Annotated in this window: 22 protein-coding genes; 3 read left to right on the top strand and 19 right to left on the bottom strand. The window is 62.0% G+C overall.

Annotation, left to right across the window (positions count from 1 at the left end; all coding sequences use genetic code 11):
* Positions 1-32 precede the first annotated feature (32 nt).
* Positions 33-1013 (bottom strand): quinone oxidoreductase family protein, encoded by a 981-nt coding sequence (locus QD408_RS02735; protein ID WP_088685076.1) that lies wholly within the window; start codon positions 1011-1013, stop codon positions 33-35.
* 12 nt (positions 1014-1025) lie between these two features.
* The gene (gene pcsA / locus QD408_RS02730) at positions 1026-1754 is read right to left on the bottom strand and encodes a phosphatidylcholine synthase (protein ID WP_088674054.1); all 729 of its coding nucleotides are present in this window, start codon (positions 1752-1754) and stop codon (positions 1026-1028) included.
* Positions 1755-2098: 344 nt separating this feature from the next.
* Between pcsA and QD408_RS02725 the strand changes: the two genes are divergently transcribed.
* Positions 2099-2911 (top strand): ferredoxin--NADP reductase, encoded by an 813-nt coding sequence (locus QD408_RS02725; protein ID WP_010060954.1) that lies wholly within the window; start codon positions 2099-2101, stop codon positions 2909-2911.
* A gap of 50 nt (positions 2912-2961) precedes the next feature.
* Here QD408_RS02725 and QD408_RS02720 read toward each other — a convergent pair whose 3' ends face one another.
* From QD408_RS02720 to QD408_RS02665, 12 genes are all read right to left on the bottom strand, one after another.
* The gene (locus QD408_RS02720; RefSeq protein WP_414138259.1) at positions 2962-3576 is read right to left on the bottom strand and encodes a GntR family transcriptional regulator; all 615 of its coding nucleotides are present in this window, start codon (positions 3574-3576) and stop codon (positions 2962-2964) included.
* 105 nt (positions 3577-3681) lie between these two features.
* Positions 3682-4047 carry a VOC family protein gene (locus QD408_RS02715; RefSeq protein WP_414138258.1) on the bottom strand — a complete coding sequence of 122 codons (366 nt, stop codon included), beginning with the start codon at positions 4045-4047 and terminating at the stop codon, positions 3682-3684.
* A gap of 69 nt (positions 4048-4116) precedes the next feature.
* A complete protein-coding gene (locus tag QD408_RS02710) occupies positions 4117-5319 on the bottom strand; it encodes an ABC transporter permease (RefSeq protein ID WP_414138257.1) in 1203 nt (400 codons plus the stop codon).
* Positions 5309-6025 (bottom strand): ABC transporter ATP-binding protein, encoded by a 717-nt coding sequence (locus QD408_RS02705; RefSeq protein WP_088685080.1) that lies wholly within the window; start codon positions 6023-6025, stop codon positions 5309-5311. The genes QD408_RS02710 and QD408_RS02705 overlap by 11 nt, the downstream gene beginning before the upstream one ends.
* A gap of 12 nt (positions 6026-6037) precedes the next feature.
* On the bottom strand, positions 6038-7327 hold the full coding sequence (locus QD408_RS02700) for an efflux RND transporter periplasmic adaptor subunit (protein ID WP_414138256.1): 1290 nt from the start codon (positions 7325-7327) through the stop codon (positions 6038-6040).
* A gap of 184 nt (positions 7328-7511) precedes the next feature.
* Positions 7512-7886: a GFA family protein gene (locus tag QD408_RS02695; protein ID WP_414138255.1), complete on the bottom strand. Its 375-nt coding sequence runs from the start codon at positions 7884-7886 to the stop codon at positions 7512-7514.
* Positions 7887-7895: 9 nt separating this feature from the next.
* Entirely contained in the window at positions 7896-8105 is a 210-nt protein-coding gene (locus QD408_RS02690; protein WP_088685083.1) for a hypothetical protein, read from the bottom strand.
* 321 nt (positions 8106-8426) lie between these two features.
* A complete protein-coding gene (locus QD408_RS02685) occupies positions 8427-9506 on the bottom strand; it encodes an ABC transporter ATP-binding protein (protein ID WP_414138254.1) in 1080 nt (359 codons plus the stop codon).
* Positions 9507-9524: 18 nt separating this feature from the next.
* Positions 9525-10574 carry a carbohydrate ABC transporter permease gene (locus QD408_RS02680; protein ID WP_414138253.1) on the bottom strand — a complete coding sequence of 350 codons (1050 nt, stop codon included), beginning with the start codon at positions 10572-10574 and terminating at the stop codon, positions 9525-9527.
* A complete protein-coding gene (locus QD408_RS02675; RefSeq protein WP_414138252.1) occupies positions 10571-11608 on the bottom strand; it encodes a carbohydrate ABC transporter permease in 1038 nt (345 codons plus the stop codon). Before QD408_RS02675 ends, QD408_RS02680 begins: the two co-directional genes overlap by 4 nt.
* Before the next feature lie 11 nt (positions 11609-11619).
* A complete protein-coding gene (locus tag QD408_RS02670) occupies positions 11620-12879 on the bottom strand; it encodes an ABC transporter substrate-binding protein (RefSeq protein ID WP_414138251.1) in 1260 nt (419 codons plus the stop codon).
* A 65-nt stretch (positions 12880-12944) separates the two neighbouring features.
* Positions 12945-15461 (bottom strand): hypothetical protein, encoded by a 2517-nt coding sequence (locus QD408_RS02665; protein WP_414138250.1) that lies wholly within the window; start codon positions 15459-15461, stop codon positions 12945-12947.
* 219 nt (positions 15462-15680) lie between these two features.
* Between QD408_RS02665 and QD408_RS02660 the strand changes: the two genes are divergently transcribed.
* Together QD408_RS02660 and QD408_RS02655 are read left to right on the top strand one after the other, a co-directional pair.
* Positions 15681-16736, top strand: a complete 1056-nt coding sequence (locus QD408_RS02660; protein ID WP_414138249.1) for a LacI family DNA-binding transcriptional regulator — start codon at positions 15681-15683, stop codon at positions 16734-16736.
* Positions 16733-17260 carry an NADPH-dependent FMN reductase gene (locus QD408_RS02655; protein WP_414138248.1) on the top strand — a complete coding sequence of 176 codons (528 nt, stop codon included), beginning with the start codon at positions 16733-16735 and terminating at the stop codon, positions 17258-17260. The genes QD408_RS02660 and QD408_RS02655 overlap by 4 nt, the downstream gene beginning before the upstream one ends.
* On the opposite strand, the gene QD408_RS02650 is transcribed toward QD408_RS02655, so the two are convergent.
* From QD408_RS02650 to QD408_RS02630, 5 genes are read right to left on the bottom strand one after another with little or no spacing between them, the layout of a single operon-like run.
* Complete coding sequence (locus QD408_RS02650) at positions 17261-18004, bottom strand: ABC transporter ATP-binding protein (protein WP_088685091.1); 744 nt, start codon at positions 18002-18004, stop codon at positions 17261-17263. It abuts the gene before it with no gap.
* A complete protein-coding gene (locus QD408_RS02645; RefSeq protein ID WP_088685092.1) occupies positions 18001-18846 on the bottom strand; it encodes an ABC transporter ATP-binding protein in 846 nt (281 codons plus the stop codon). The genes QD408_RS02650 and QD408_RS02645 overlap by 4 nt, the downstream gene beginning before the upstream one ends.
* Complete coding sequence (locus QD408_RS02640) at positions 18833-19735, bottom strand: ABC transporter permease (protein WP_414138247.1); 903 nt, start codon at positions 19733-19735, stop codon at positions 18833-18835. Before QD408_RS02640 ends, QD408_RS02645 begins: the two co-directional genes overlap by 14 nt.
* Positions 19732-20760, bottom strand: coding sequence for an ABC transporter permease (locus QD408_RS02635; protein ID WP_414138246.1), 1029 nt, complete (start codon positions 20758-20760; stop codon positions 19732-19734). Before QD408_RS02635 ends, QD408_RS02640 begins: the two co-directional genes overlap by 4 nt.
* 20 nt (positions 20761-20780) lie before the next feature.
* The gene (locus QD408_RS02630; RefSeq protein ID WP_088685095.1) at positions 20781-22376 is read right to left on the bottom strand and encodes an ABC transporter substrate-binding protein; all 1596 of its coding nucleotides are present in this window, start codon (positions 22374-22376) and stop codon (positions 20781-20783) included.
* Positions 22377-22428 lie beyond the last annotated feature (52 nt).

The raw sequence follows: 22428 nt of genomic DNA, 5'->3' as shown, positions 1-22428 counted from the left end.
CATTTCTTCTGCCGACCGGTCCGTTTCGGATCTCATGGAATCAGCAGCGTCGTTCCGGTTGTTTTTCTTGTTTCCAGATCCGCGTGAGCCCGCCCAACCTCACGCAGCGGATAGGTTTGATTGACATTGATACGCACTTTGTTGCTTTGCACAACATCAAATAGCGCGTTTGCACTGTCGATCAGTTCCTGGCGCGCGGCGATATAGGTGAAGAGGGTCGGGCGCGTTGCGAAAAGCGAACCTTTCTGCGCCAGTGCGGAGAGGGTGAAATTCTCGATCGGGCCGGAGGATTGGCCGAAAGAGGCGAAGAGGCCGCGCGGCTTCAGGCAGTCGAGAGACTGTGGAAAAGTATCGCGGCCGATCGAATCATAGACGACATCCACGCCCTTGCCGCCCGTAATCTCGCGAACACGGCCGAGGAAATCTTCGCTCTTGTAATTGATGACGTGATCGTAGCCATGGGCGAGCGCCAGCTCGATCTTGTCTTCAGAGCCTGCCGTGCCGATGACGGTGGCGCCGAGCGCCTTTGCCCACTGGCCGGCGATCAGACCGACGCCGCCAGCCGCGGCATGGAACAGGAGCACCGTCCCGGGGCCGACCTTGAAGGTGCGGTTGAGCAGATATTCGGCGGTCATGCCCTTCAGCATCATTGCCGCGGCCGTTTCGAGCTCGATGCCGTCAGGCACATGCACCAGATGCCGCGTCTCGACATTGCGTTCGGCGCTATATGCGCCGTCGGCGCTGGCATAGGCGACACGGTCGCCGACCTTGAAATCCGTAACACCAGGGCCAACCGACGTCACGGTGCCGGCACCCTCCTTGCCGGCGACGAAGGGCAGATGCGGCGCCTTGTAGGTGCCGTTGCGGAAATAGACGTCGATAAAGTTGAGGCCGACCGCCGCCTGCCTGATCTGCACCTCGCCCGCCGAGGGCTCGGGAAGATCGACCTCGACATAGTCGAAAACCTCCGGGCCGCCTGTCCTGGAGAATGAAACCGCCTGCGTCTTCGTCATCTTGGCTTATCCCTATGCTTCGCGTCCGAGGGCGGGGAAGAATTGCAGCACCGCGCCGATAACGTAAAGATAGAGCCCGGTCACGATGAAGAGAATGAGCGCCCATTCCGGCGTTTCGAAATGCATCAGCAGCGAATAGACGCCGAGCGCCGACCACAGCAGGAAGATGCCGAGATTGAGCGGGCGCAGTCTTTTCACGCGGACCGGATGCAGGAAATTGATCGGCAGGAAAGTCAGCACCACCGAGATGGTCACGACGACAAGCGCCGTGGTGGCGCTGGCATCGATGACGAACAGGGTGAAGACGATCATATTCCAGACGACGGGAAAGCCGGAGAAGAAATACTCGTCCGTCTTCATGCCCATATCGGCATAGTAGATGGCACTGGAAACGACGATCATGCCGGCGGCGGCGAAGGACCATGGCTCGCCGATCATGCCGCTCTGATAGAGCGCAAACGCCGGCAGGAGCACATAGGTGACGTAATCGATGATATTGTCGAGCGTGTCACCCGACCAGTTCGGCAGCACTTCCTTGACGCGCACCTTGCGGGCGATCGGCCCGTCTATGCCGTCGACGAGAAGGGCAAGGCCCAGCCACCAGAACATGTCGATGAAGCGGTGCTCGGCGGCGGCAACGACGCCGAGAAAGGCAAGGAAAGAGCCGGACGCCGTCAGGATATGGACGGAAAAGGCGCGCATCTCCGCGTAAGGAACACGCTTGTAGTTGAAAATCTTCATATTCCCCCGACCGCCTATCGCGCTCGCCCCGGCAAGCATGTTTTTTCGCCATCATCACCGGACCCTGTTTCTGTAGCGGGTTCGACGCCGTAGGTCTTTGTTGTCGCACCGCTTTTGCCGAAAAATCTGCATCCGGCAGCGACGCGCCGCTCTAATATGCATCCTTTGCCGGGCTTCGCCAGCGGGAAATACGACATTCCCCGCTCACCTTGAATCCTGACAATAACACGCATATTTCCCTTCATGAGCGCTGTGTGGAATGGAATGCCTTTAATTCCGGCCCGATATGTAATATCTGCCTCGCATCCGATAAGTTTATCGACGAAACGGGATCCTCTACCGCAATGAACGCGCCTGCAAAGACCGAAGACTTCGCCTCGTCCATCCCCGCCGGCGTCTACGCCGAGACGGTGCTTGCCGTGACGCATTATACCGACCGGCTCTTTCGCTTCACGATGACCCGGCCGCAGGGCTTCCGTTTCCGTTCCGGCGAATTCGCGATGATCGGCCTGATGGTCGAGGGCAAGCCGGTCTTCCGCGCCTATTCGATCGCCAGCCCCGCCTGGGCCGAAGAGCTCGAATTCTTTTCCATCAAGGTGCCGGACGGTCCCCTCACCTCGCATCTGCAGGCGATCAAGCCGGGCGACCAGGTGCTGATGCGCAAGAAGCCGACGGGCACGCTGGTGCTCGACGCGCTGACGCCCGGACGCCGTCTCTACATGTTCTCGACCGGAACGGGCGTTGCGCCTTTTGCCAGCCTGATCCGCGACCCCGAGACCTATGAAAAGTTCGAGGAAGTCATCCTCACCCATACCACGCGCGACGTTGCCGAACTGAAATACGGCTTCGACCTCGTGCATGAGATCCAGAACGATGAGTTGCTGAAGGAAGTGGTCGGCGACAAGCTGCGCCATTACGCGACCGTCACGCGCGAGGATTTCGAATATCGCGGCCGTATCACCGACCTCATCTCCTCCGGCAAGCTGTTTACCGATCTCGGCGTGCCGCCGCTCGATCCGGCAATCGACCGCGGCATGATCTGCGGCTCCTCGGCCATGCTGAAGGATACCAAGGAACTGCTCGAAAAGGCCGGCCTCAATGAAGGCGCCAACAGCAAGCCCGCCGAATTCGTCATCGAGCGCGCTTTCGTCGGCTGACGCTCTTTCGACAATCAGACCTTACAACGGCTCCGGAAACGGGGCCGTTTCTATATGTGGGCGAGATAGTCGATCAAAACCGTCATGGCAGCCCGCGCCTCGGCCGGCTTGCCCGCATGAATGGCGCGGATGACGGCGACATGCAGCGCGATGGAGCGATCCATGCGCTCCGGACTTGCGGTGGAGTACCAAAGACGACGTGAATGCGTCTGCACCGGGCCGAGCGCTGACGTGATGAAACCATTCGGACAGGCATCCTCGAGGATTTCGTCGAAGGCCTTGTCGGCGGCGAAGAAACCGGCAAGATCACCCGTGACGGCGCATTCTTCCATCGCACGGGCGCAATCGACGAGACGCGCGCGCTGTCCATCACTCGCATGCTCCGCGACGAGGCTTGCCGCGATCGGCTCCAACTCACGCCGCACCTGCATGACATTGCCATGATCCTCAGGCCCGATCGCGGCGACCTGCAGCCCAACGCGCGGCTTCACGAGGATCAGCCCCTGCCAGGCAAGCTTCTGGATCGCTTCACGCACCGGCGTCCGTCCATGGCCCGCCATATCGATCAGCTGCTTTTCCGTGACGAACGCCCCGGGCTTCAGCGCCAACGTGACGATCAGATGCTCCAGCGCGAGATAGGCAAGATGGCTCTGTGACGTCTGCATGCCGAAATCCGAACCTGATATACAATAATCTGAAATGCCCGAAAACCCGAGGCAAGTCACGCTGATATATCATAACGGAGACAGATAGATAACAGACTTTGAGGATCAAACGCCGTCTTTGCGAAAAGCCCGGCTGGAAACCGAGATCGAATTTTGACACGGGTCCTTTGTATTGGCGAATACATAGCCATCAGCTTCATGGAGAGGGCCAAACTGCAGGCCGTTCTCCGCGCTTTGCGTGCAAAAGGCCTCGACATCCGCCACATCGAATACGAGCTTGATGATGGATTGACCGCTCCGCTGTCCCTTGGCGGCCTGATGAAGCATTAAATTGGCGCCGCCATCCTGGGCGACGAGTTCGACGATCCTGTCGCCAGGCAGACTGGTCGCCGTGAAACCGAAATGCTTCTCATAAAACCGTGCCGTTTCCTCGACGTTCTTGGCGTAGATCACCAACCTGTTGAGCGGCATGATGTTACCCCTTACGTTCGGTTCACAAGAGTAGAAGGGCTTGGCGCGTTTCCCACCACGAACCATTTCTTATTCATGCCGCAACGCCTCGATCGGGTTCAACTGCGCAGCCCTCCTCGCCGGGAAATAGCCGAAGATCATGCCGATTGCGGCGGAGAAGAGGAAGGCGACGGCGATCATCATTGGGCTGAAGACGAAGGGGACTTTCAGGAGGGTCACGGCGCCAAAGCCGAGGCTCAGGCCCAGTATGATGCCGGTGATGCCGCCGAAGAGCGAGAGCGCTACCGCTTCGACCAGGAACTGGGTGAGCACCTGGTTTTCGAGCGCGCCGATCGCCAGGCGGATGCCGATCTCGCGGGTTCGCTCGGTGACGGAGACCAGCATGATGTTCATAATGCCGATGCCGCCGACGAGGAGGCTGATCGCGGCAACGGCGCCGAGCAGGCCGGTCAAGAGCGTCGTCGTGCCGGTCATCGCCTCGGCGATCTGCGTCATGTCGTTGACGTTGAAATCGTCCTGCCGGCCGGGAATGATCTTGCGGCGTTCGCGCAGGAGATTTTCGACATCGGACTGCACCTTGGCGGTCGATACGCCGTCGCGGGCGGAAATGACGATACTCGGCACATTGGAACTGCCGCTGATGCGCCGCTGGAATACCTTGACCGGCATGATCACGACGTCGTCCTGGTCGTTGCCCATGCCGGACTGGCCGCGCTTGGCGAGCACGCCGATGACGGGGCATGAGACCTTGCCGACGCGGATCTGCTGGCCGGTCGGATCGGCTGCGCCGAAGAGCTGTTCGCGGACCGTGCCGCCGATGATGCAACGCGACTGGCCGCGTTCCTCGGCCGGCGTGAAATTGCGCCCGAGCGTCAGATCCCAGTCCTGGGCGACGAGATAATCGTTGGTCGTGCCGTAAACGGTGGTGGAGTGGTTTTGCCCACCGAAGATGACGGTCGCCGTCGACTGGTTGGCTGGCGCCACCGCCCGCAGGCCGGAAACCTGATCGCGGATCGCCGCCACGTCCTTCAGCGAGAAGCGCCGCGCCTCGGAACTTGCGCGGCCGGGACCGAACTGGCCGGGACGGACGAACAGCATGTTGGTGCCGAGCCGCGAGAGCTCAGTCGAAACCTGCGCGGTTGTGCCGTTACCGATCGTCACCAGCGCGATGACGGCGGCGACGCCGATGACGACGCCGAGCACGGTCAGGAACGAGCGCAGCATGTTGCGGCTGATGGCGCGCAGCGCGAGCTTCAGCGTCTCAAAGAACATGATCCGCCCTCCTCCGGTGCTCGGCTTCCGTCTCCAGCTTGCCGTCGACGAAACGGAGCAGGCGCTGCGCATAGGCGGCGATATCGGGCTCGTGCGTGACCATGACGATGGTAATGCCCTGCTCGCGGTTCAGCCTCGTCATCAGATCCATGATCTCGACGCTGGTCTTCGTGTCGAGATTGCCTGTGGGTTCGTCGGCGAGCAGCAGCGCCGGCTCGGTGACGATAGCGCGGGCGATGGCGACGCGCTGTTGCTGGCCACCGGATAGTTCCTGTGTTTTGTGATGCTCGCGGCCGGAAAGGCCGACCAGCGCCAAGGCCTCGCGCGCCCGCTCACGCCGTTCGCGCACCGCCATGCCGCGATAGATCAGCGGCAGCTCGACATTCTCGACGGCCGAGGTACGCGACAGGAGATTGAAGCCCTGGAAGACGAAGCCGAGCATGTGGCGACGCAACAGCGTCAACTGACTGCGGTCGAAGCCGCTGGTCGGGATGCCCTGGAAGATGTAATCGCCGCCGCTCGGCACGTCGAGGCAGCCGAGAATGTTCATCGCCGTCGACTTGCCGGAGCCAGACGGCCCCATGATCGCGACGAACTCACGGGCGTTGATGGCAAGGTCGACACGATCGAGCGCGCGGATCGCCGCCTCGCCCTCGCCGTAGATTTTCGAGACCTGCCTGAATTCGATGAGCGGCGGGCTTGCCATCCGTCTCTCCGCCTAGTTCGTCCGCACCGTGGTGTCCGTCACCACGGCGTCGTTTTCCTTGATTTCGCCGGAGACGACCTGGGTGAACTGGCCATCGGACGAACCGACCTGGATGACGACGGGCGCGGGGCGGCCATTGCGCAAGACCCAAACGCGGCGCTCTGTGCCGGTCAGCGCCGGACCGGCATTGCGGCGCTGGCGCGGCGGACCGAAGAGGCCGAAAATGCCGCGACCACGCGTCTCAGTCTGCGGCGGGGCATAACGCAGCGCGCTGTTCGGCACCATCAGCGTATTCTTGACGGCCTCGACGGTGATGTCGGCCGTCGCCGTCATGCCGGGACGCAGCAGCAGGTCGGCGTTGTCGACTGAAAGTACGGCCTTGTAGGTCACGACATTGTTGACCACTTCGGAGGCGAAGCGGATCTGCTCGATCTCGGCGGGGAAGTTCCGGTCGGGATAGGCGTCCACGGTAAACTTCGCCTTCTGGCCGACGGCGATCTGGCCGACATCGGCCTCGTCGACATCGACCTGCAGCTCCATTTTCTTCAGGTCGCCGGCGATGGTGAAGAGGACCGGGGCCGACAGCGAGGCTGCGACCGTGGCGCCGGGATTGACAGAGCGGGTGAGGATCACGCCGTCGATCGGCGAGACGATCTTCGCTTTGGCGAGGTTGACCTCGGCAAGCTGCAGGTCTGCCTCCGAGGCCAGCACCTCGGCCTCGTTGATCTGTTTTGCGGCGACGGCGGAATCGTATTTGTAGGTGGCGTCATCAAGGCTCTGCTGGGTGGAGACGTTGCTCCTGACCAGGCTCTTCAGCCGTTCCAGCGAGGTGCTTGCCGATTCCAGATCCGCATTGGCCTTGGCGACATTCGCCTTGGCCGAATTCAGCTTGGCGCGCGAACTCTTCACATCCGCCTCGAGCTTGTTGGTATCGAGCTGAGCCAGTACGTCGCCGGATTTGATGGCGCTGTTGTAGTCGACGTTGACGTCGCGGACCGTGCCGGAAAGCTCGCTCGATATATCGACCTGCTCGGTCGGCTGCACCGAGCCGGTGGCGGTGACGAGCACCGTCAGGTCGCCGCGTTTTACCGGCTGTGTGGCGTAGCTCACTTCGCTGCGCCCGCGCCCCATATAGATGTAGGCGGCGACTGCGGCAGCGGCGACGACGACGAGAAGAACGAGCAGGCGTCCGCGCCAGCGGCGTCGCTTGCCCTGCTTTCCCGAGGCGGCAAGAACCGCTGCGAGGTCAGGCGTTGCGCCGGCCTTTGCCCCGGTTTCGTTGCCGCTTACGATTTTGTTCATGTCGTCCTCGATCCGTCAGTGGCCGCTTCGGCCTCCGCAGCGAAATAATCACACCGCAGATGAACCGGCGATTAGCACTGTCGCCGGAGTGCCACGGAATTGCGGATGGGTGAAATGAAATATTGGTAAGAAAAGTCAAGTTTCGGTGCGGCGGAGCATGTCGCGCAAAACCGTACAGCGTCCGTCAGTCCGCATCCTCGGCAAATTGGCCCGCGCCGGGCAAAGCATGCAGCCATGGTTCGCGCCGTTTGGTCCAGACCTCGTAGCCGGGGGCAAGGTCGGTCGGCGGACTATCGAGAGACCCGAGGCGGATTTCAACTGCGGCGTCCTGGAGACAAAAGAGCCTGCCGCCGCAGACGGGGCAGAAGCTGCGGCCGGCGAACGTGGCGATTTCGCCGCTATGGGAGAAAGCCTGACGCGGCCAGACGGCGAAGTAAACGAAGGCGGAGCCGCTCGTTTTGCGGCAATCGGCACAATGGCAGAGGCCGACGCGAAGCGGCTCACCTTCCACTTTGTAGGCGACCGCCCCGCAAAGGCAGCTTCCAGTTCGGGTCCTCATGGCGGACCGTCAGGAATCCAGATTGGTCGGCAGGCCGGGCGGGCGCCGCTTTGCCGCCATCAACAGGTCGAGCTCGGTGGCGGATGGGCCGAACTTTTCGTAGAGCCGTTTCGCCTCCTTGTCGTCGAGCCGATATTTTCTCGCAAACTCGCTCATGCTGTAGGGGCGGCCACGCAAAACTCTTCGCGCCGGGGTCGCCGTGTTCGGTGCGTCGGTCATGGTTTCCTCCTTTCGTAGGTGCTCTCTAAGCTAGAGCGACATATCCGTTTGAAAAGAGCCGGCGTGCCTCATCGAGCCTATCGGCTCGAGCGGACGAGGTTGATTTTCCTGGAACCTTCGGCTGAAAACGCCGTTCCCGAGTGGAGGTTGCGGACCGCGCCAAGCGGACGCGGCGGTGCTGGAGAACAACGGGCTTTTTCCGCTTTCTCCCGATGGCCGACGAAAAGGCAGACGAGCTCCCTACCCGCCCGGTCCGCTTCCTCATCCCCTATTTTCGAGGCGAGATCAGGAAACATTAAAACGGGGAACGCATGTGCAGGCTCAAGACAGGCGCCGACCGTCCTCGCCGAAAAGATGCAGCACCGCGGGATCAAGATGCAGCGGCAGGCTGTCGCCGGATTTCATCCGCTGCTGGCCGGCGAAGACTGCAATCAGCTTCTTTCCCGCCGCATCGGCATGCACGACCGTCTCGGAGCCCAACTCCTCGACGAGTGTGACGCGTGTGTCCAGCCTGCTTTCGGCACCCGCGTCGGCAAGGGTGATGTGTTGTGGCCGGATGCCGATGCTGACCCTCTCGCCGATCGGATGCACCTCCCGGGCAACAGCGGAAAGACGATGGCCGCCTACGGTTTCGACTTGCATGAAACCGCCTTCGTGACCGGTGACCGACCCCTCCAGGAAATTCATGTGCGGCGCGCCGATGAAGCCGGCGACGAAGCGGTTCGCGGGCTTATTGTAAAGCTCCAGCGGGGTCCCCACCTGCTCGATCCTGCCGCCCCGCAGCACGACGATGCGGTTTGCAAGCGTCATCGCCTCCACCTGATCGTGAGTGACATAGATCATCGTCGCCTTCAGGCGGGCGTGGAGGGCAGCGAGTTCGGCGCGCATGCTCACCCTGAGCTCTGCATCGAGATTGGACAGCGGCTCGTCGAGCAGGAAGGCATCCGGCCGGCGGACGATGGCGCGGCCGATCGCGACGCGCTGGCGCTGACCGCCGGAAAGCTGGCCCGGACGGCGCTGCAGGAAGGGTTCGATCTCCAGCATGCGCGCGGCGTCGGCAATGCGCGCCTCGATCTCGGCCTTGGCCACCTTGGTATTCTCCAAGCCGAAGGCCAGATTCTCGCGCACGCTCATATGCGGATAGAGCGCGTAGGATTGGAAGACCATGGCGAGACCGCGGTCGGCGGCGGTGATGGCGGTGACGTCCTTGCCGTCGATGAGGATGTTGCCGCCCGTCGGCTTGTCGAGACCGGCGATCAGGCGCAGCAGCGTCGATTTCCCGCAGCCGGACGGGCCGACGAAAGCGACGAATTCGCCGTCTCTTACGTCAAGCGAGACATCGCGAATGACCTCGACGGAGCCGAAATTCTTGACGATGTTCCTGAGCTCGAGCCCGCTCATGCGCTCTCCTGTTTCATGTTATTTCAGTCCGGAGCCGGCGATACCAGTCGTGATGAAGCGTTGCAGGAAGACGAAGATCAGCACGACGGGGATCATCGAAACGACGGTCATGGCGAGGATGTAGTGCCATTGGACGTTGAGTTCGCCGGCATAGACGTTGAGTCCGACCTGCAGCGTGTAGAGTTCCTTGCGCGAGAGCACGATCAGCGGCCAGAGGAAATCATTCCAGCGCCAGACGACCGAGAAGATCGCCAGCACCGCCAGCGCCGGCGCCGACAGCGGCAGGATGATGCGCCAGTAGATCTGCCATTCGCTGGCCTTATCCATGCGCGCGGCGTCGATCAGCTCGTCGGGGATCGTCAGCATGTATTGGCGCAGCAGGAAGACGCCTGTCGGCGTGGCGACCGTCGGCAGGATGACGCCCCAGAGGCTGTCGAAGAGGTTCAGCGTGCCGATGACGGAATAGAGCGGCACGACGATCACCGAAAGCGGCACCATCAGCGTCGCCAGGATCATCAGCATGACGGCAGTACGGCCGGGAAACTGGTATTTCGACAGCGCGAAGGCGGCCATGGAATTGACGAGCAGCGTGATTGCCGTCGCCACCACGGTCACGAAGACGGAGTTGCGCAGGAACTGGAAGAAATCGAAACGCTGGAAGGGTTCGGTGTAGTTGCCCCCGGCGAATTCGACCTCACGCACCGGCGTGCGGTCCTTGATGTTGACCTTGACGATTTCGCCCGGCTGTTTCGGATCGACCATCTGGCCCATAATGCCGATCCGGCGGACTTCGGCGAGCACTCGGGTGCTGCCGTCCAGCATCGTGACATTATAGAGCGGCAGCGGCTTGTCGTAGCCGGGCACCACGGCCTGTTGGGTGACATAAGGCAGGAAGGACGGCGGGAACTCGGCAAGCGCCGCGGGCGTCTTGAAGGAGGAGAAGACCAGCCAGACGGCCGGGCCGAACATCAGGAAGACACCGGAGATCAGCCAGATCCAGGTAACGACATCGGTCCAGTGCCAGCCGCGGCCGCGGCGACGCAGCAGGAAGGCGCCGACAGCGCTCATTGGCGTGTTCCCCTCTTCTCGTTGCGGGCGCTGACGCCGAGCTGGATCAGCGTCAGTATGACGAGCACGAGGCCCATCAGGATCGAGGCAGCCGATGCGAGCCCCGGATTGCGCAACGAACTCGCAAAGCCGGTCTCGTAAATATACTGGGTGATGTACATGGTGCTGGTGCCCGGCCCGCCGCCGGTGAGCACGAAGACCTCATCGAATATCTGCACGGCGCGGATCAGCGCCAGCACCAGGACGACGATGAGGTTCGGCATCAGCAGAGGCAGGGTGATGCGCCGGAAGATCCGGGTGGGGCTCGCCTTGTCCATCGCGGCCGCCTCGTAGAGATCTTTAGGGATCGCCTGCAGGCCGGCGAGCAGGATCAGCGCGTAGAAGCCCATATGCGCCCAGACCGAGACGAAGACGGCGAAGAAGAAGGCCCAGAAGCGATCGCTGAGCCAGGAGAAGGGTTCGAAGCCGAAGGGGCTTAGCGCATAGTTCAGCAGGCCCTCGCGCTGGAGGATCCATTTCCAGATCAGGCCAACGACGACAGGCGACAGCAGCACCGGGAAAAAGAAGACGGCGCGCCAAAAGCCGCGATTGGAAAGCTCGCGATTGAGGATCAGCGCCGTTGTCAGCGCCGTGATCAGCATCGCCGTGACCTGAAAGACGACAAAGACGGCGGTGTTGCGCACGGCCGCCCAGAAGGTATCGGCCGCGCAGGTGGACGGATCGAGATAAGAGCCGCAATCAAAGAGGAGGCGGTACTGGTCAGCGCCGACATAGGTCCGGTTCTGAAGGAAGATGGCGCTGCCGCTCGTCGTCGAATAGATGAAATTGATGACCAGCGGCAGCAGCACGAAGACCGTGAAAATCAGCATATTGGGCGCCAGGAAGACGCCCGCCATGCCGTTCAGCCCGGTCAGCTTCTGCCAGGCGCGCATGGGAATATCGACGATCCCCATGAGAAGCCGGACAGGCGCATGGAGCGCCTGCCGCAGACCGGCTTTCGCCGGCGGTTCTGGGGAAACCGTCTTCGGAGCCATCTGTTCTTCCGTCAGTTGGCGGCGACCTTGGCCTTGATGTCCTCGTCGATGCGCGCATAGGCGTCGTCGAGCTTCATTTCGCCGGCGATCACCTGGCTGATGCGGGCAACGATGGCGCTGTAGTACGCATCCGACCACTTCCAGCCCGGCAGCTTCATCGCGGGCGCCGCCGTCTGGCCGGCCGCTGCGACAAAGGCCGTCAGCGCCGCCTTCACATGCGGATTGTCGGTCTTGAAGTCCACCTGGCCGGCAGCCACGCCCTTATGCGCGGGAATGAACAGGCTGCGCTCGGCGAACTCCTTCTGAACATCGGCACTTGCCAGATAATCCATCACCTTGGCGACATCCTTGGGGTTCTTGGTGTACTTGACGGCGACGAGACCGGCGCCGCCCTGCATGCCGGAGCAGGCAACCGTGCCACAGGGGCTGCCGGTCATGACCCAATCGAAATTGTCGCCGATCTTCTGGGCGAAGCCGGAAATCTGCCAACTGCCCGAATAAAAATAGGCAAGCCCGCCATTGATGAAGTCTTCGGCCGCGGAGCGATAGGTGGTGCCGGCGGCACTCACCCAGACGTCCTTGTTGACGGTGCCGTCCTCGTTCCATTTGACGAAGCGGCTGAGGAAATCCTTAGCGCCCTGGTCGATCGGTGCGGGCTTGCCATCGGCGGCGATATAGTTGGCGCCGTAGGAGATGTTCGGGCCGGAGACGCGGTGGCCGGAGCGGTCGATCGCCATGGCGAAGACCTTCTGACTGTCGGCGACCTTCTTGGCCGCCGCCGCCCAATCGTCCCAGGTTGCCTTCGGTCCGGGAATTTCAACGCCGGCCTGATCGAACAGCGTCTTGTTGACGAAGCCGCCGGTCAGCGTCAGCTGCGTCATGAAGCCGGTGATGGCGTTCGAGCCGTCGGGACGCATCCAGTCGGCCTGGGCGCCGAAATTGTCGTCCCAGTATTTCGCGTCGGTGAGGTAAGGGCGAAGATCGAGCCAATGCTGCGCCGGCGCCTTCAGATTGGTGACGCGGGCGATATCAGGCCCCTTCCCGGCTTCCAGCTGCACCGGCAGCTGTTCCTTGACGACATCGTAGGAGACTTCGTCGAGGATGACGTTGACGTCGGGATTAGCCTTCGAGAAGCGCGCGAGCAGGTCCTTGATCACCTCGCCTTCGCCGCCGTCGGAATACCACATGATGCGCACGTCGCCGGCCTGAGCAGCTACGGAACTCAAGAGAACCGCAGCGAAAGCCGCGCCGATCGATTTCATTCTGGTCATTTTCTCCTCCTCCTGACCGATGAATTGCTGCGCCCGGCCGGTCCTCCACCTGCCGGATACTTCGTCTACGAGGCCGCGCGCCGAGGCTGCCTGCCCGGTATCGTGAGATGTACCGCGTCTCCCCGCACCGACCAGTCCGAAGGACTGAGAATGCGGCCTTCGGCGCGCACGGTGCTGTCTTCTTCGAAAACGACCTGGCCATAATCGGGATCGACGACGATCAATGCGCCCTCGTCATCCCGGCGGGCAGAGAGCCCGGCAAAACGCGCCTGCATACCGTCAAGGCCGCCTTCCCGCTTAAGATCGGAGAGGCGCACGATCCAGCGGCTCTTCCGACCGGCGAGCCGCAGTTCCATATCCGTCGTCGGGCCTTCCTTGACAGGCGTCAGCATTCCGCTGCCGATGAGCAGCGCCAGGCCGCTACCAGAGCGGGCGAGTGCCAAGTTGCCATCAACCACGCTGTCGTCGAAGGCTTCCACCGGGAACCAGGCATGGGTGAAATCCGGTTGGCCCTCGTGGATGTCGAAATCGAGGATCGCGAGATCACGATACTGATGCACGCGCGGAAGCGTTCCGCAGCCGCCCCAGAAGCTTGGCCGGCCGTAGCCGAACTGGATGGTTTCGCCGGGATGGTTGATCCAGATCTGTGCTTCCGGCCGCGTGCCCAAGCGCAGGTGCAGCACCGTCTCCTGGTAGCCCCAGGCGCCGGGGCGATAATGCGCGATGGTGCCGAGTGCGGTGTCGCGTGTCTTGTAGTGATAGAGCGCGGCGAAACGGTTCTCGCCCTGGGAAAAGGTCCATTCCTGCGCATCATCGGCGTCATGGGCGGCGATTGCCGCAAGCTCTTCGGGAAAATGCAGGCCATGATCACGGATGCAGACGGCAAGCTGCGGCAAGGCATGGACGCGCCGGCCGTACCAACCGCGCCCCCAGAGCAGGCGGGCGATGGCCGACAGTTCGATCGAACGGCCGGGACGCAGCGTATGTTCGTAGGAGCGGCCCTGGCTGCCGGTCAGCATGCCATGATGGGCCGAGCGGGCGACGATCTCCATCAGGCGAACGATGCTGGCTCTCGCGCGGCTGCGGATCGCCTCATCCGGCGCACAGGCGGCGAGCGCCGTCAGGCCCTTGAGATCGATCGGGAAATAGGGAACGGAATTCCACTCGGCCATTTCCCAGCACTCGAAATGATCGAGCCAGGCGCGGACGCGCTCTTCGCCGACCTTCATCTGTTCGGCGCCGGTGCGGCCGGACCTGATGAAGACGGCCTCGGGGAAAAGCCTGCCGCCGAGATAGGCGGCGGTATGGAATAGAAGCGCGTGGTTTTCCGAAAAATACCACTGAACGTCGTTGCCCGGCTCGTCCATCCAATAGCGGTAACGGAGGACGGCGTGTTCAATCCTCTCCCGCAGCGCCGGCGACAGCAGATCGCTCCAGCGTGTATAGGCAAACAGCAGCGGCACCAGCACGAAATCGGCGCAGTCGTGGCAATCCTCGATGACGGGCAGCATGGCCGCTATCATCGCCTCGGTCTCCTCGCCGCCCTGCCCCAGCGCCAGGCGCGCAAAGGCGCAGACGGTATCGGGCTCGGAATGCGTAGCGACCTTCGCAAGCGCCTCGGCGACGCGGTCCTCCAGCGCAGCGGGCGCTTCCCCCTGCGGATGACAGATCTCGACGCCGAGCGTGCGGCCGACGGAAAACTCACCGGCTTTGAAAGCGATGCGGAAGTGACGGAAATCGGCCGGCATACGCGCCGAGGTGCCAAGCTCAAGCTTGGTTGCACCCTTCTCCAGCGCGAAATCATAGTCGAAGCGTTCGACCGACATGAAGTCGCCTTCGATCTCGACATGGCAGGTCAGCGCCACCGGCAGCGGCCTGGGAAAAAGGATCGTCACGTCCTCGCCGAGATAGGCGGTGCGGTCGAAGCGCATGCCTTCGAGGATCGCCTCCAGCACATCCACGTCACCGGCGGCGGTCGGAACGGGAAGCGATGTTTCGACCTCAGGTCCTTCGAGATAATCCAGCTGGAAATAGAAACGGGCGTCACGCTCGGCGAGATCGTCGAAATAGACGCGGATCTCGTTGAGGCCGGCGGACAGCTCGACCTCGAAGATCTGCTGGGCTTCGAGATTGCGCTCGTATGGCGCCATGAAACCCTGTTCGCTGCCGTTGACGAATAGGATGGCGCCGCCGCAGGTCGACAGGCGAAGCTTGGCGGAGCCTGCCGATCGGGCATCGAGAAAGGTGCGCGCCCAGCAGCCGATGCGCGTCGGGCGAAACCAGAAGCCGGAGAGATCGACACGTGGCGACGCGAAGGGAAGCCACCAGCGGATAGCCTCGAAGTCGGCTGAAGGTTGCGGCCGCCGGCTGAAGAAAGCTTTCTTGAATTCGGTGCGGCAGGGATATTCATGCGGAATGAAATTCTTCGTCTTGGTGACGAAGAAGAAGGGATCCATCCTGCCTTCCATCGGGCGGTCGGCGACATCGTACCGCTCCTGCCATAGGCTTGAGAGCTGCCAGTAGACGATCGGGGTTTGCTTCGCTGTTGCGCGACGAAGATAGGATTGCTGTTCGGCGGCCATGCTTCAGCCCGCTCTGGAACAGCTGGCGCATGTGACACTTTTCGGCATCATGCTCGAACCTTGAGACGCCGGGTGCAAAGCCGACGCATGGACTGCCCGTCAAGCCGCATCTTCAGCCTCCCTGCTTTGTTGCGGACTCCTCGCGACAATTGTGCATAGGCATTCCATTTGCGCAATGTGAAAGATTTTTGCATAACAGAGAGGGAGCGAGGAGATGTCATGGCAGCGGAGCAGAAAAAAGGCAGGCGCACGCGCCTCGACGATATTGCCGCCAGATGCGGCGTATCGATCAGCACCGTGTCGCGGGCGCTGGCCGGCGAAAAGGGCGTGAGGCCCGAGATCCGCAAGCTGGTGCTGGAAACGGCAAGCGAGGTCAGCTACGCCCTGCCGGCGAGTGTGGCGGGCAAAAAGGTGATGCTCGTCGCCTCCGGTGCGGCGATGATCGATTATGTTCGTAACCAGTTCACGCTCTACGTGCTCGAAGGACTGAATGCCCGCGCAGCCGCCCTCGGCATCGAGATGGCGATGCGTCCCATCGCCGACCAGGCGGATGAAGCGCGCGTCATCGCCGAGATGCGGGACGATGCGAGCTTCGGCGGCATGCTGATCCTGACCGTCGACGAGGAGGATATGCTTGCCGCCGCCGCCGATCTCGGAAAGCCCGTCGTGCTCGTCAACAGCGACGATCCCTATATGCGGCTTTCGAGTGTGACGCCCTGCAACCGTTCGGCCGCCTTCATCGCCGCCGAGCGGCTGATCGAGGCGGGGCATCAACGCATCTTGTTCATGCTGCGGCCGGGACGGCGGACGATCGAGCGACGCCTGGAGGGCTGGCGCGATGCCCTGCTGCATCACGGGCTGACGGCTGATGCCGATCTGGTACTCGAAGTCGACGACTGGCTGCCGGAACTCGGCGCCGAAGCCGTCACTCAGCTTATCCGCGAGAAGGGCCTGTTCTTCACAGCCATCCTGACGGCGGGCGACAGCCTTGCAAACGGCGCCGTGCGCGGATTGCAGGCGATGGGTTATGCTGTGCCCCAAGACATTTCCGTCATGGGCATAGACGACCTGCCGCAATCGGCTTTTCTCAATCCGCCGCTCTCGACCGTGCATATTCCGATGCGCGAACTCGGCGCCACCGCGCTCGATCTGCTGCGCGACATGATGCTCGGCCTTGCGACGCCGCGGCGGCGCGTCGAGCTTTCCTGCCATCTCGTCGAAAGGGGCAGCGTTGCTGCTGTCAGGCGCCTGCAGGAGGTTATGCCGCGATCATGAAATTCCTGGCAATATCCGGAAGCGCCCGCCGGGCCTCCACCAACACCGCCATGCTCTATGCTTTTCAGTCGGTTGCGGGCGCGACGCATCAGGTTTCGGTCTATGACCGCTTGGGAGAACTTCCCGTCTTTTCGCCCGACCTGGAGCAGGAACCTCCGCGTGAAGTGGTAGCCTTTGCGAACGCGATCGCGGATGCCGACGGGCTGATCCTGGCGAGCCCCGAATATATCAGGTCTATTCCCGGCGGGTTGAAGAACGCCATCGACTGGCTCGTCTCCCGCAACGAAGTGATCGGCAAACCGATCGTGCTTGCGCACGCGTCGCATCGCGGCGACGACATGCTGCACCAGCTTCGCACCGTTCTCGCCACACTGAGCGATCGCTTCAACGAAAAACTCTTCCTTCGCCTCCATCTGATGAAGCTTTCACCGGACGAGATTGGCGAGCAGCTTTCCCAGCCTCAGCGTCAGGACGAGATGCGCCGTTTCCTCGACGCTTTCGCAAGCTATTGCAAAACACCCTGATCAAGCTTCCATAAAGCTCGCTTCGAACAGCTCTCGCGCATAGGCATCATGCGTGATGCCGGCCTGCAGATCTTCCTTCGTGAGTTCATCCACGAAGCCGCCATCCTTCATGATCAGTACCCGGTCGCACATATGGGCGATCACAGCGAGATCGTGGCTGACGAGCAGATAGGTCAGTCCCTTCTCTTCGCGTTGATCGGCAAGCAGGTTCAGGATTTCGGCCTGGACGGAAACGTCGAGCGCCGATGTCGGTTCGTCGAGCAGCAGGATCGGCGGCGACAGGATGAGTGCCCGGGCGATCGCCACGCGCTGCCTCTGGCCGCCGGAAAGCTCGTGCGGAAAACGACTTGCAAAGCTTGCAGGAAGCCCCACCTGGATCAATGCCTTTTCGACCTTGGACCAGATATCGGAATGTCCCATGGCGCGCAGCGGCTCGGCCAGTGCGGTGCCGATACGATGGCGAGGATGCAGAGACCCGTAGGGGTCCTGAAACACCATCTGGGCTGAGGTCAGTTCCTCGCGGGAGCGCTTCTTTCCGATCGGTTTTCCGCCGAGCTCGATCCGGCCCGTCCAACCACTTTCCATCCCGGCGAGGCAGCGCAGCACCGTCGATTTACCGCATCCGGATTCGCCGACGATGCCCAGTGTTTCGCCAGGGTTGACCTGAAAGCTGATGCCCCTGACGACATGGTTCCTGTTCTTGCCTGAGGCGAAGACGACATCGAGGTCCCGCACGTTGATCATTGCGCCGTCTCCAGATCGAGTTTGGCCCTGTCGAGAACCGCAAGCCGGCGAACCGGGTTCTTCGGGTCGGGCAGCGCTGATATCAGCCCGCGGGTATAGGGATGGCGAGCCTCTTCCAGGCTGGTCAGGGTTTCCACGATCTTGCCGGCATACATGACGATGATGCGCTCGCAGAAGGCCGCCACCATGCGGATGTCGTGGCTGATCAGGAGCAGGCCCGAATTGTTCTCCCGCACCAGTTCGTCGAGCAGCAGGAGCACATCCTTCCGTACGCTGACATCGAGCGCGGAGGTGGGCTCGTCGGCGATGACGAGCTTCGGCCGCGCCAGCAGCATCATCGCTATCATTACACGCTGGCCCATGCCGCCTGAAATCTGGTGGGGATAAAGCGCCATGACCCGCTCCGGATCGCTGATCCGCACGCGCTCCAGCATGGCGCGGACAGCATCCTGCGCCGGCTTGCCGCGAAGGCCGAGGTGAAGGCGCGCGGCCTCGGCGATCTGCTTGCCGATCGAGAGCACCGGATTCAGGGAATAGCGCGGATCCTGCATGATCAGCGCGATATCCTTGCCGCGAAGCGCGCCCATCTGACGCTCGGTCTTCGAGAGAAGCGAACTGCCTGTCAGATCCAGACGCTCGGCAGAAACCACGGCGGCCGGCGGCAGAAGGCGCATGACGGCGCGGCCGGTCGTCGATTTTCCGGAGCCGGATTCGCCGACGATGCCGACACGTTCTCGTCCGACGTCGAAACTGACATTGGACACGGCGGGGACCGCGCCTCGCCCGAAACGGACGCTCAAGTCCTTGACTGACAGAACGGGCTGGAGATCACGATCTTGCATGGCGGGGATCCAGAATGTCGCGCAGAGCATCTCCGGCGACGTTGAAGGCAAGGCTCGTCAGCAGGATGGCGATACCCGGCATGACGGCGACCCACCAGTAATCGAGCATGAACTTGCGGCCGTTGGAGATCATCGCGCCCCATTCCGGCGCGGGCGGCTGAGCGCCGAGGCCGAGAAAGCCGAGCGAGGCCGCCGTCAGGATGATGCCCGCCATGTTGAGCGTCAGGCGCACGATGACCGAGGGAATGCACATGGGTGCGATATAGAGGAGAAGAATGCGGATCGGCGACGCACCATAAAGGCGGGCGGCGACGACATAATCGGCATTTCTGACGACAAGCGCCTCGGCGCGGGCAAGCCTTGCGATCGGCGGCCATGCCGTGAGCGAGATGGCGATGATCGCCGTGCCCAGCCCCGCGCCGAGTGCTGCGGCAAAGGCGAGCGCCAGGATCAGCGACGGGAAGGAAAGAACGATATCCGTGGCGCGCATCAGAAAGGCGTCGGTATTGCCGCCGAAGAAGCCGGCGACGACGCCGATCAGCAGCCCGATCGGCCCGACGATCAGGGAGACCGCAAGCACGGTCTGGATGGTGATGCGCGTGCCGAAGATGAGACGGCTCAGAATATCCCGCCCGAATTCGTCCGTACCCGCCAGGTGAGCGAGGCTCGGAGGCTGCAAGGCATCGCCAAGCGCCTGTATGGTCGGATCATAGGGCGCCAGAAGCGGCGCGAAGATCGCGACGACGCAGAGGATGCCAAGGACGGCGAAGCCGGCAAGGCCGAGCGGTTCGTCGGCCAGTTTGCGGCCGGCGCGGGCAAAGGAGGCGGCAACCCGGCTCGGCACGCTTGGAGGACGGATCTGAATCTCGCTGTGAACGGCATCGCTCATCGGGCTGCCTCCCTCATGCGCGGATCAAGGACGGCGTAGGCGACGTCGGCCAGGAAGTTCAGGAACATGAAGATGAATCCCACGATGATGGTGGCTGCGACAATGGCGTTCATATCGCCGATCATCAGCGCGTTGGTCATATATTGGCCGATGCCCGGCCAGGAGAAGACGATCTCGGTGACGACGGCGCCTTCGAGAAGCCCGCCATAGGAAATGGCAAGGATGGTGATCAGCTGCACCGCGATATTCGGCAGGACGTGGCGCAAAATCGTGCCGGTCGGGCTCACTCCCTTGGCGCGGGCGGCAATGACGTAATCCTGGCTCAACTGCTCCAGCGTGAAGCTGCGGGTCATGCGCGTGATATAGGCCATGGCGGCATAGGCAAGGATGCAGGCCGGCAGAATGATATGGCCGAGCGCATTCCAGAAGATCTCGGTCTCACCCTGCAGGAGGCTGTCGACCAACAGCAGCCCGGTCTGCGGCGTGACGAGCCCTTCGTAAAACACATCGACCCTGCCCGGCCCGCCGACCCAGTTCAGGCCGGCATAGAAGATGACGAGCCCGACGATGCCGAACCAGAAAACCGGGATCGAATGACCGACGAGGGCAACCACGCGGGCGATCTTGTCGATCAGGCTATCGCGAAACAAGGCCGCGACCAGGCCGAGCGGCACGCCGACGAAGGTCGAAATGATCACGGCAAGCGTGGCGAGTTCGAACGTCGCCGGGAAGGCCTGAGCGAGGTCTGAAGAGACGGGATTGCCGGTGAGCACGGCCGTGCCGAAATCACCATGGGCCAACCCGTTCAGATAGAGGAAAAACTGCTGGTAGATCGGCAGATCGAGGCCGAGGCGCGTGCGCATCGCCGCATAGGCTGCGGGATCGGCGAGCTCGCCGACGATCGCGCCGACGGGATCAGTGGGCAGGACGCGGCCGATCACGAAGGTGACGCAGAGGAGGATGAACAGGCTGACCAGCAAATGCGCCAGGCGTCGGCCAAATTCGGCTACAGAGAGTTCCTTCATGATCGGCTGCCTCGGGAGTATTACTGGGCTTCAGACTTCGTGACGTTCTCGAGACGCGTCAGCTGGGTCGGATGCCCCACATATCCTTGCACCTTGCTCGACAGGACGATCGGCTCGAAGCGTTCGAACATCGGAAGCACCGCCGGGTTCTGCTCGACGAACATCTTCTGCATTTCGACATAGAGCTCGCCGCGCTTCTTGGCGTCCGGCTCCATCGATGCCTTTGCCGTCAGGGCCGTGAGTTCCGGAATGTCCCAGGCCGAGCGCCAGACGAAGTTGCCGGCATTGTTGGCTTCCTTGGAATTGTCCGGATTGGACGAGAACTGCTCCATCGAGCCGAGGACATTCGGCATGTAGGCGCTGGTCTGCGGGATCAGCAGATCGAAATCCCGGGCGCGGTGGGCGGCGATGATTTCCGAGCCGTTGCCCTGCTGGATATCGATCTTGATGCCAACCTGGGCGAGCGATGCCTGGATGGCCGTGGCGAGATCGATGCGCGGCGTCTGGGCGATGGTCTTCAGCGACAGCGAAAAGCCGTCTTTGAACCCTGCCTCGGCCAACAGCTGCTTGGATTTTTCGACGTCGAGATGCCAATCGGGATTGGGGATCGCATATTCGAAATTCTCCGGAACGGGCACGTTTCTCGCCCGCCCGTAAGGACCCATGATCGTCTTTTCGATGCCCTTGTAGTCGATACCGTAGGCAATGGCCTCGCGAACCTTCGGGTTGGAGAGGTACTTATTGCCGGCATTCATCGACAGCACGTAAAAGCCGCCGGTGGGAATCCGCTGGATCGTAAAGCCCTTCTTATCGTTGAAGGTCGCAAGATCGGCTGCCGTCAGCGCGCTGGCAATATCGATGTCACCCCGGTCGAGCATCAATCGCTCGACCTGGCTCTCCGGAACGTGGCGAACGATGACGCGCTTCATTTTCGGAGCGCCGGCCACATAATCCTTGTTGGCGTCGAGGATCACGAGTTCGTTCGGAGACCAGCGATTGAGGGTGAACGGACCGGAGCCGGCCGAGTGCGTGCGCATCCAGGCATTGCCCCAGTCGTTGTCGGCAACATGCTTCTGCACTTCGACACTGTCGACCACGCTGGTGGTCGAGGCCGCGAGCCGGTAGAGCAGCATCTCGGCAGTCACCTGGCCGGAAAAATCGATGCGAACCGTCTTGTCGTCGACCGCCGTGACGAGCTTGTCGACGTTGTTCTTGTCATAGCCGACGCGCTTGAGGTTTGCGGCAGCAGCCTGGTCGAGCTTCAGGAGCCGTCCCAGCGAATAGACGACATCCTTCGATGTCACCGGATTGCCGGAGGCGAAATTGGCCTCGCGCAGCGTGAAGGTGATGCCCTTGTCGTCAACCTTCCAGCTTTCCGCCAGTTGCGGCACGATCTCGCCGTCCGGCGTACTGTTGACCAGGCGATCGTAGAGATTCGACATGATCTCGACCGCTTTTCCCTCCGTCGCCTGATGCGGATCGAGAGACAGAACCTGTGCCAGCGATGTCCCGATCACCAGTTGGTCCTTCGGTGTGGCGGCATAGAGCTGAGGCGCTGCGATCGTCAGCGCGCCGATGACGGCGCCGACGAACAGGCCCTTGGAAAAATGCTTCATTGTAACTCCTCCCTGGATTACTATAAGAAAGACATATTATGTCGTCCGTATG

The sequence above is a fragment of the Rhizobium sp. BR 249 genome (assembly GCF_047445895.1).
In the GTDB taxonomy this organism is placed as follows: Bacteria; Pseudomonadota; Alphaproteobacteria; order Rhizobiales; family Rhizobiaceae; genus Rhizobium.
Note: the sequence above shows the minus strand (reverse complement) of the source record. Positions and strands in the feature narration are given on the sequence as shown.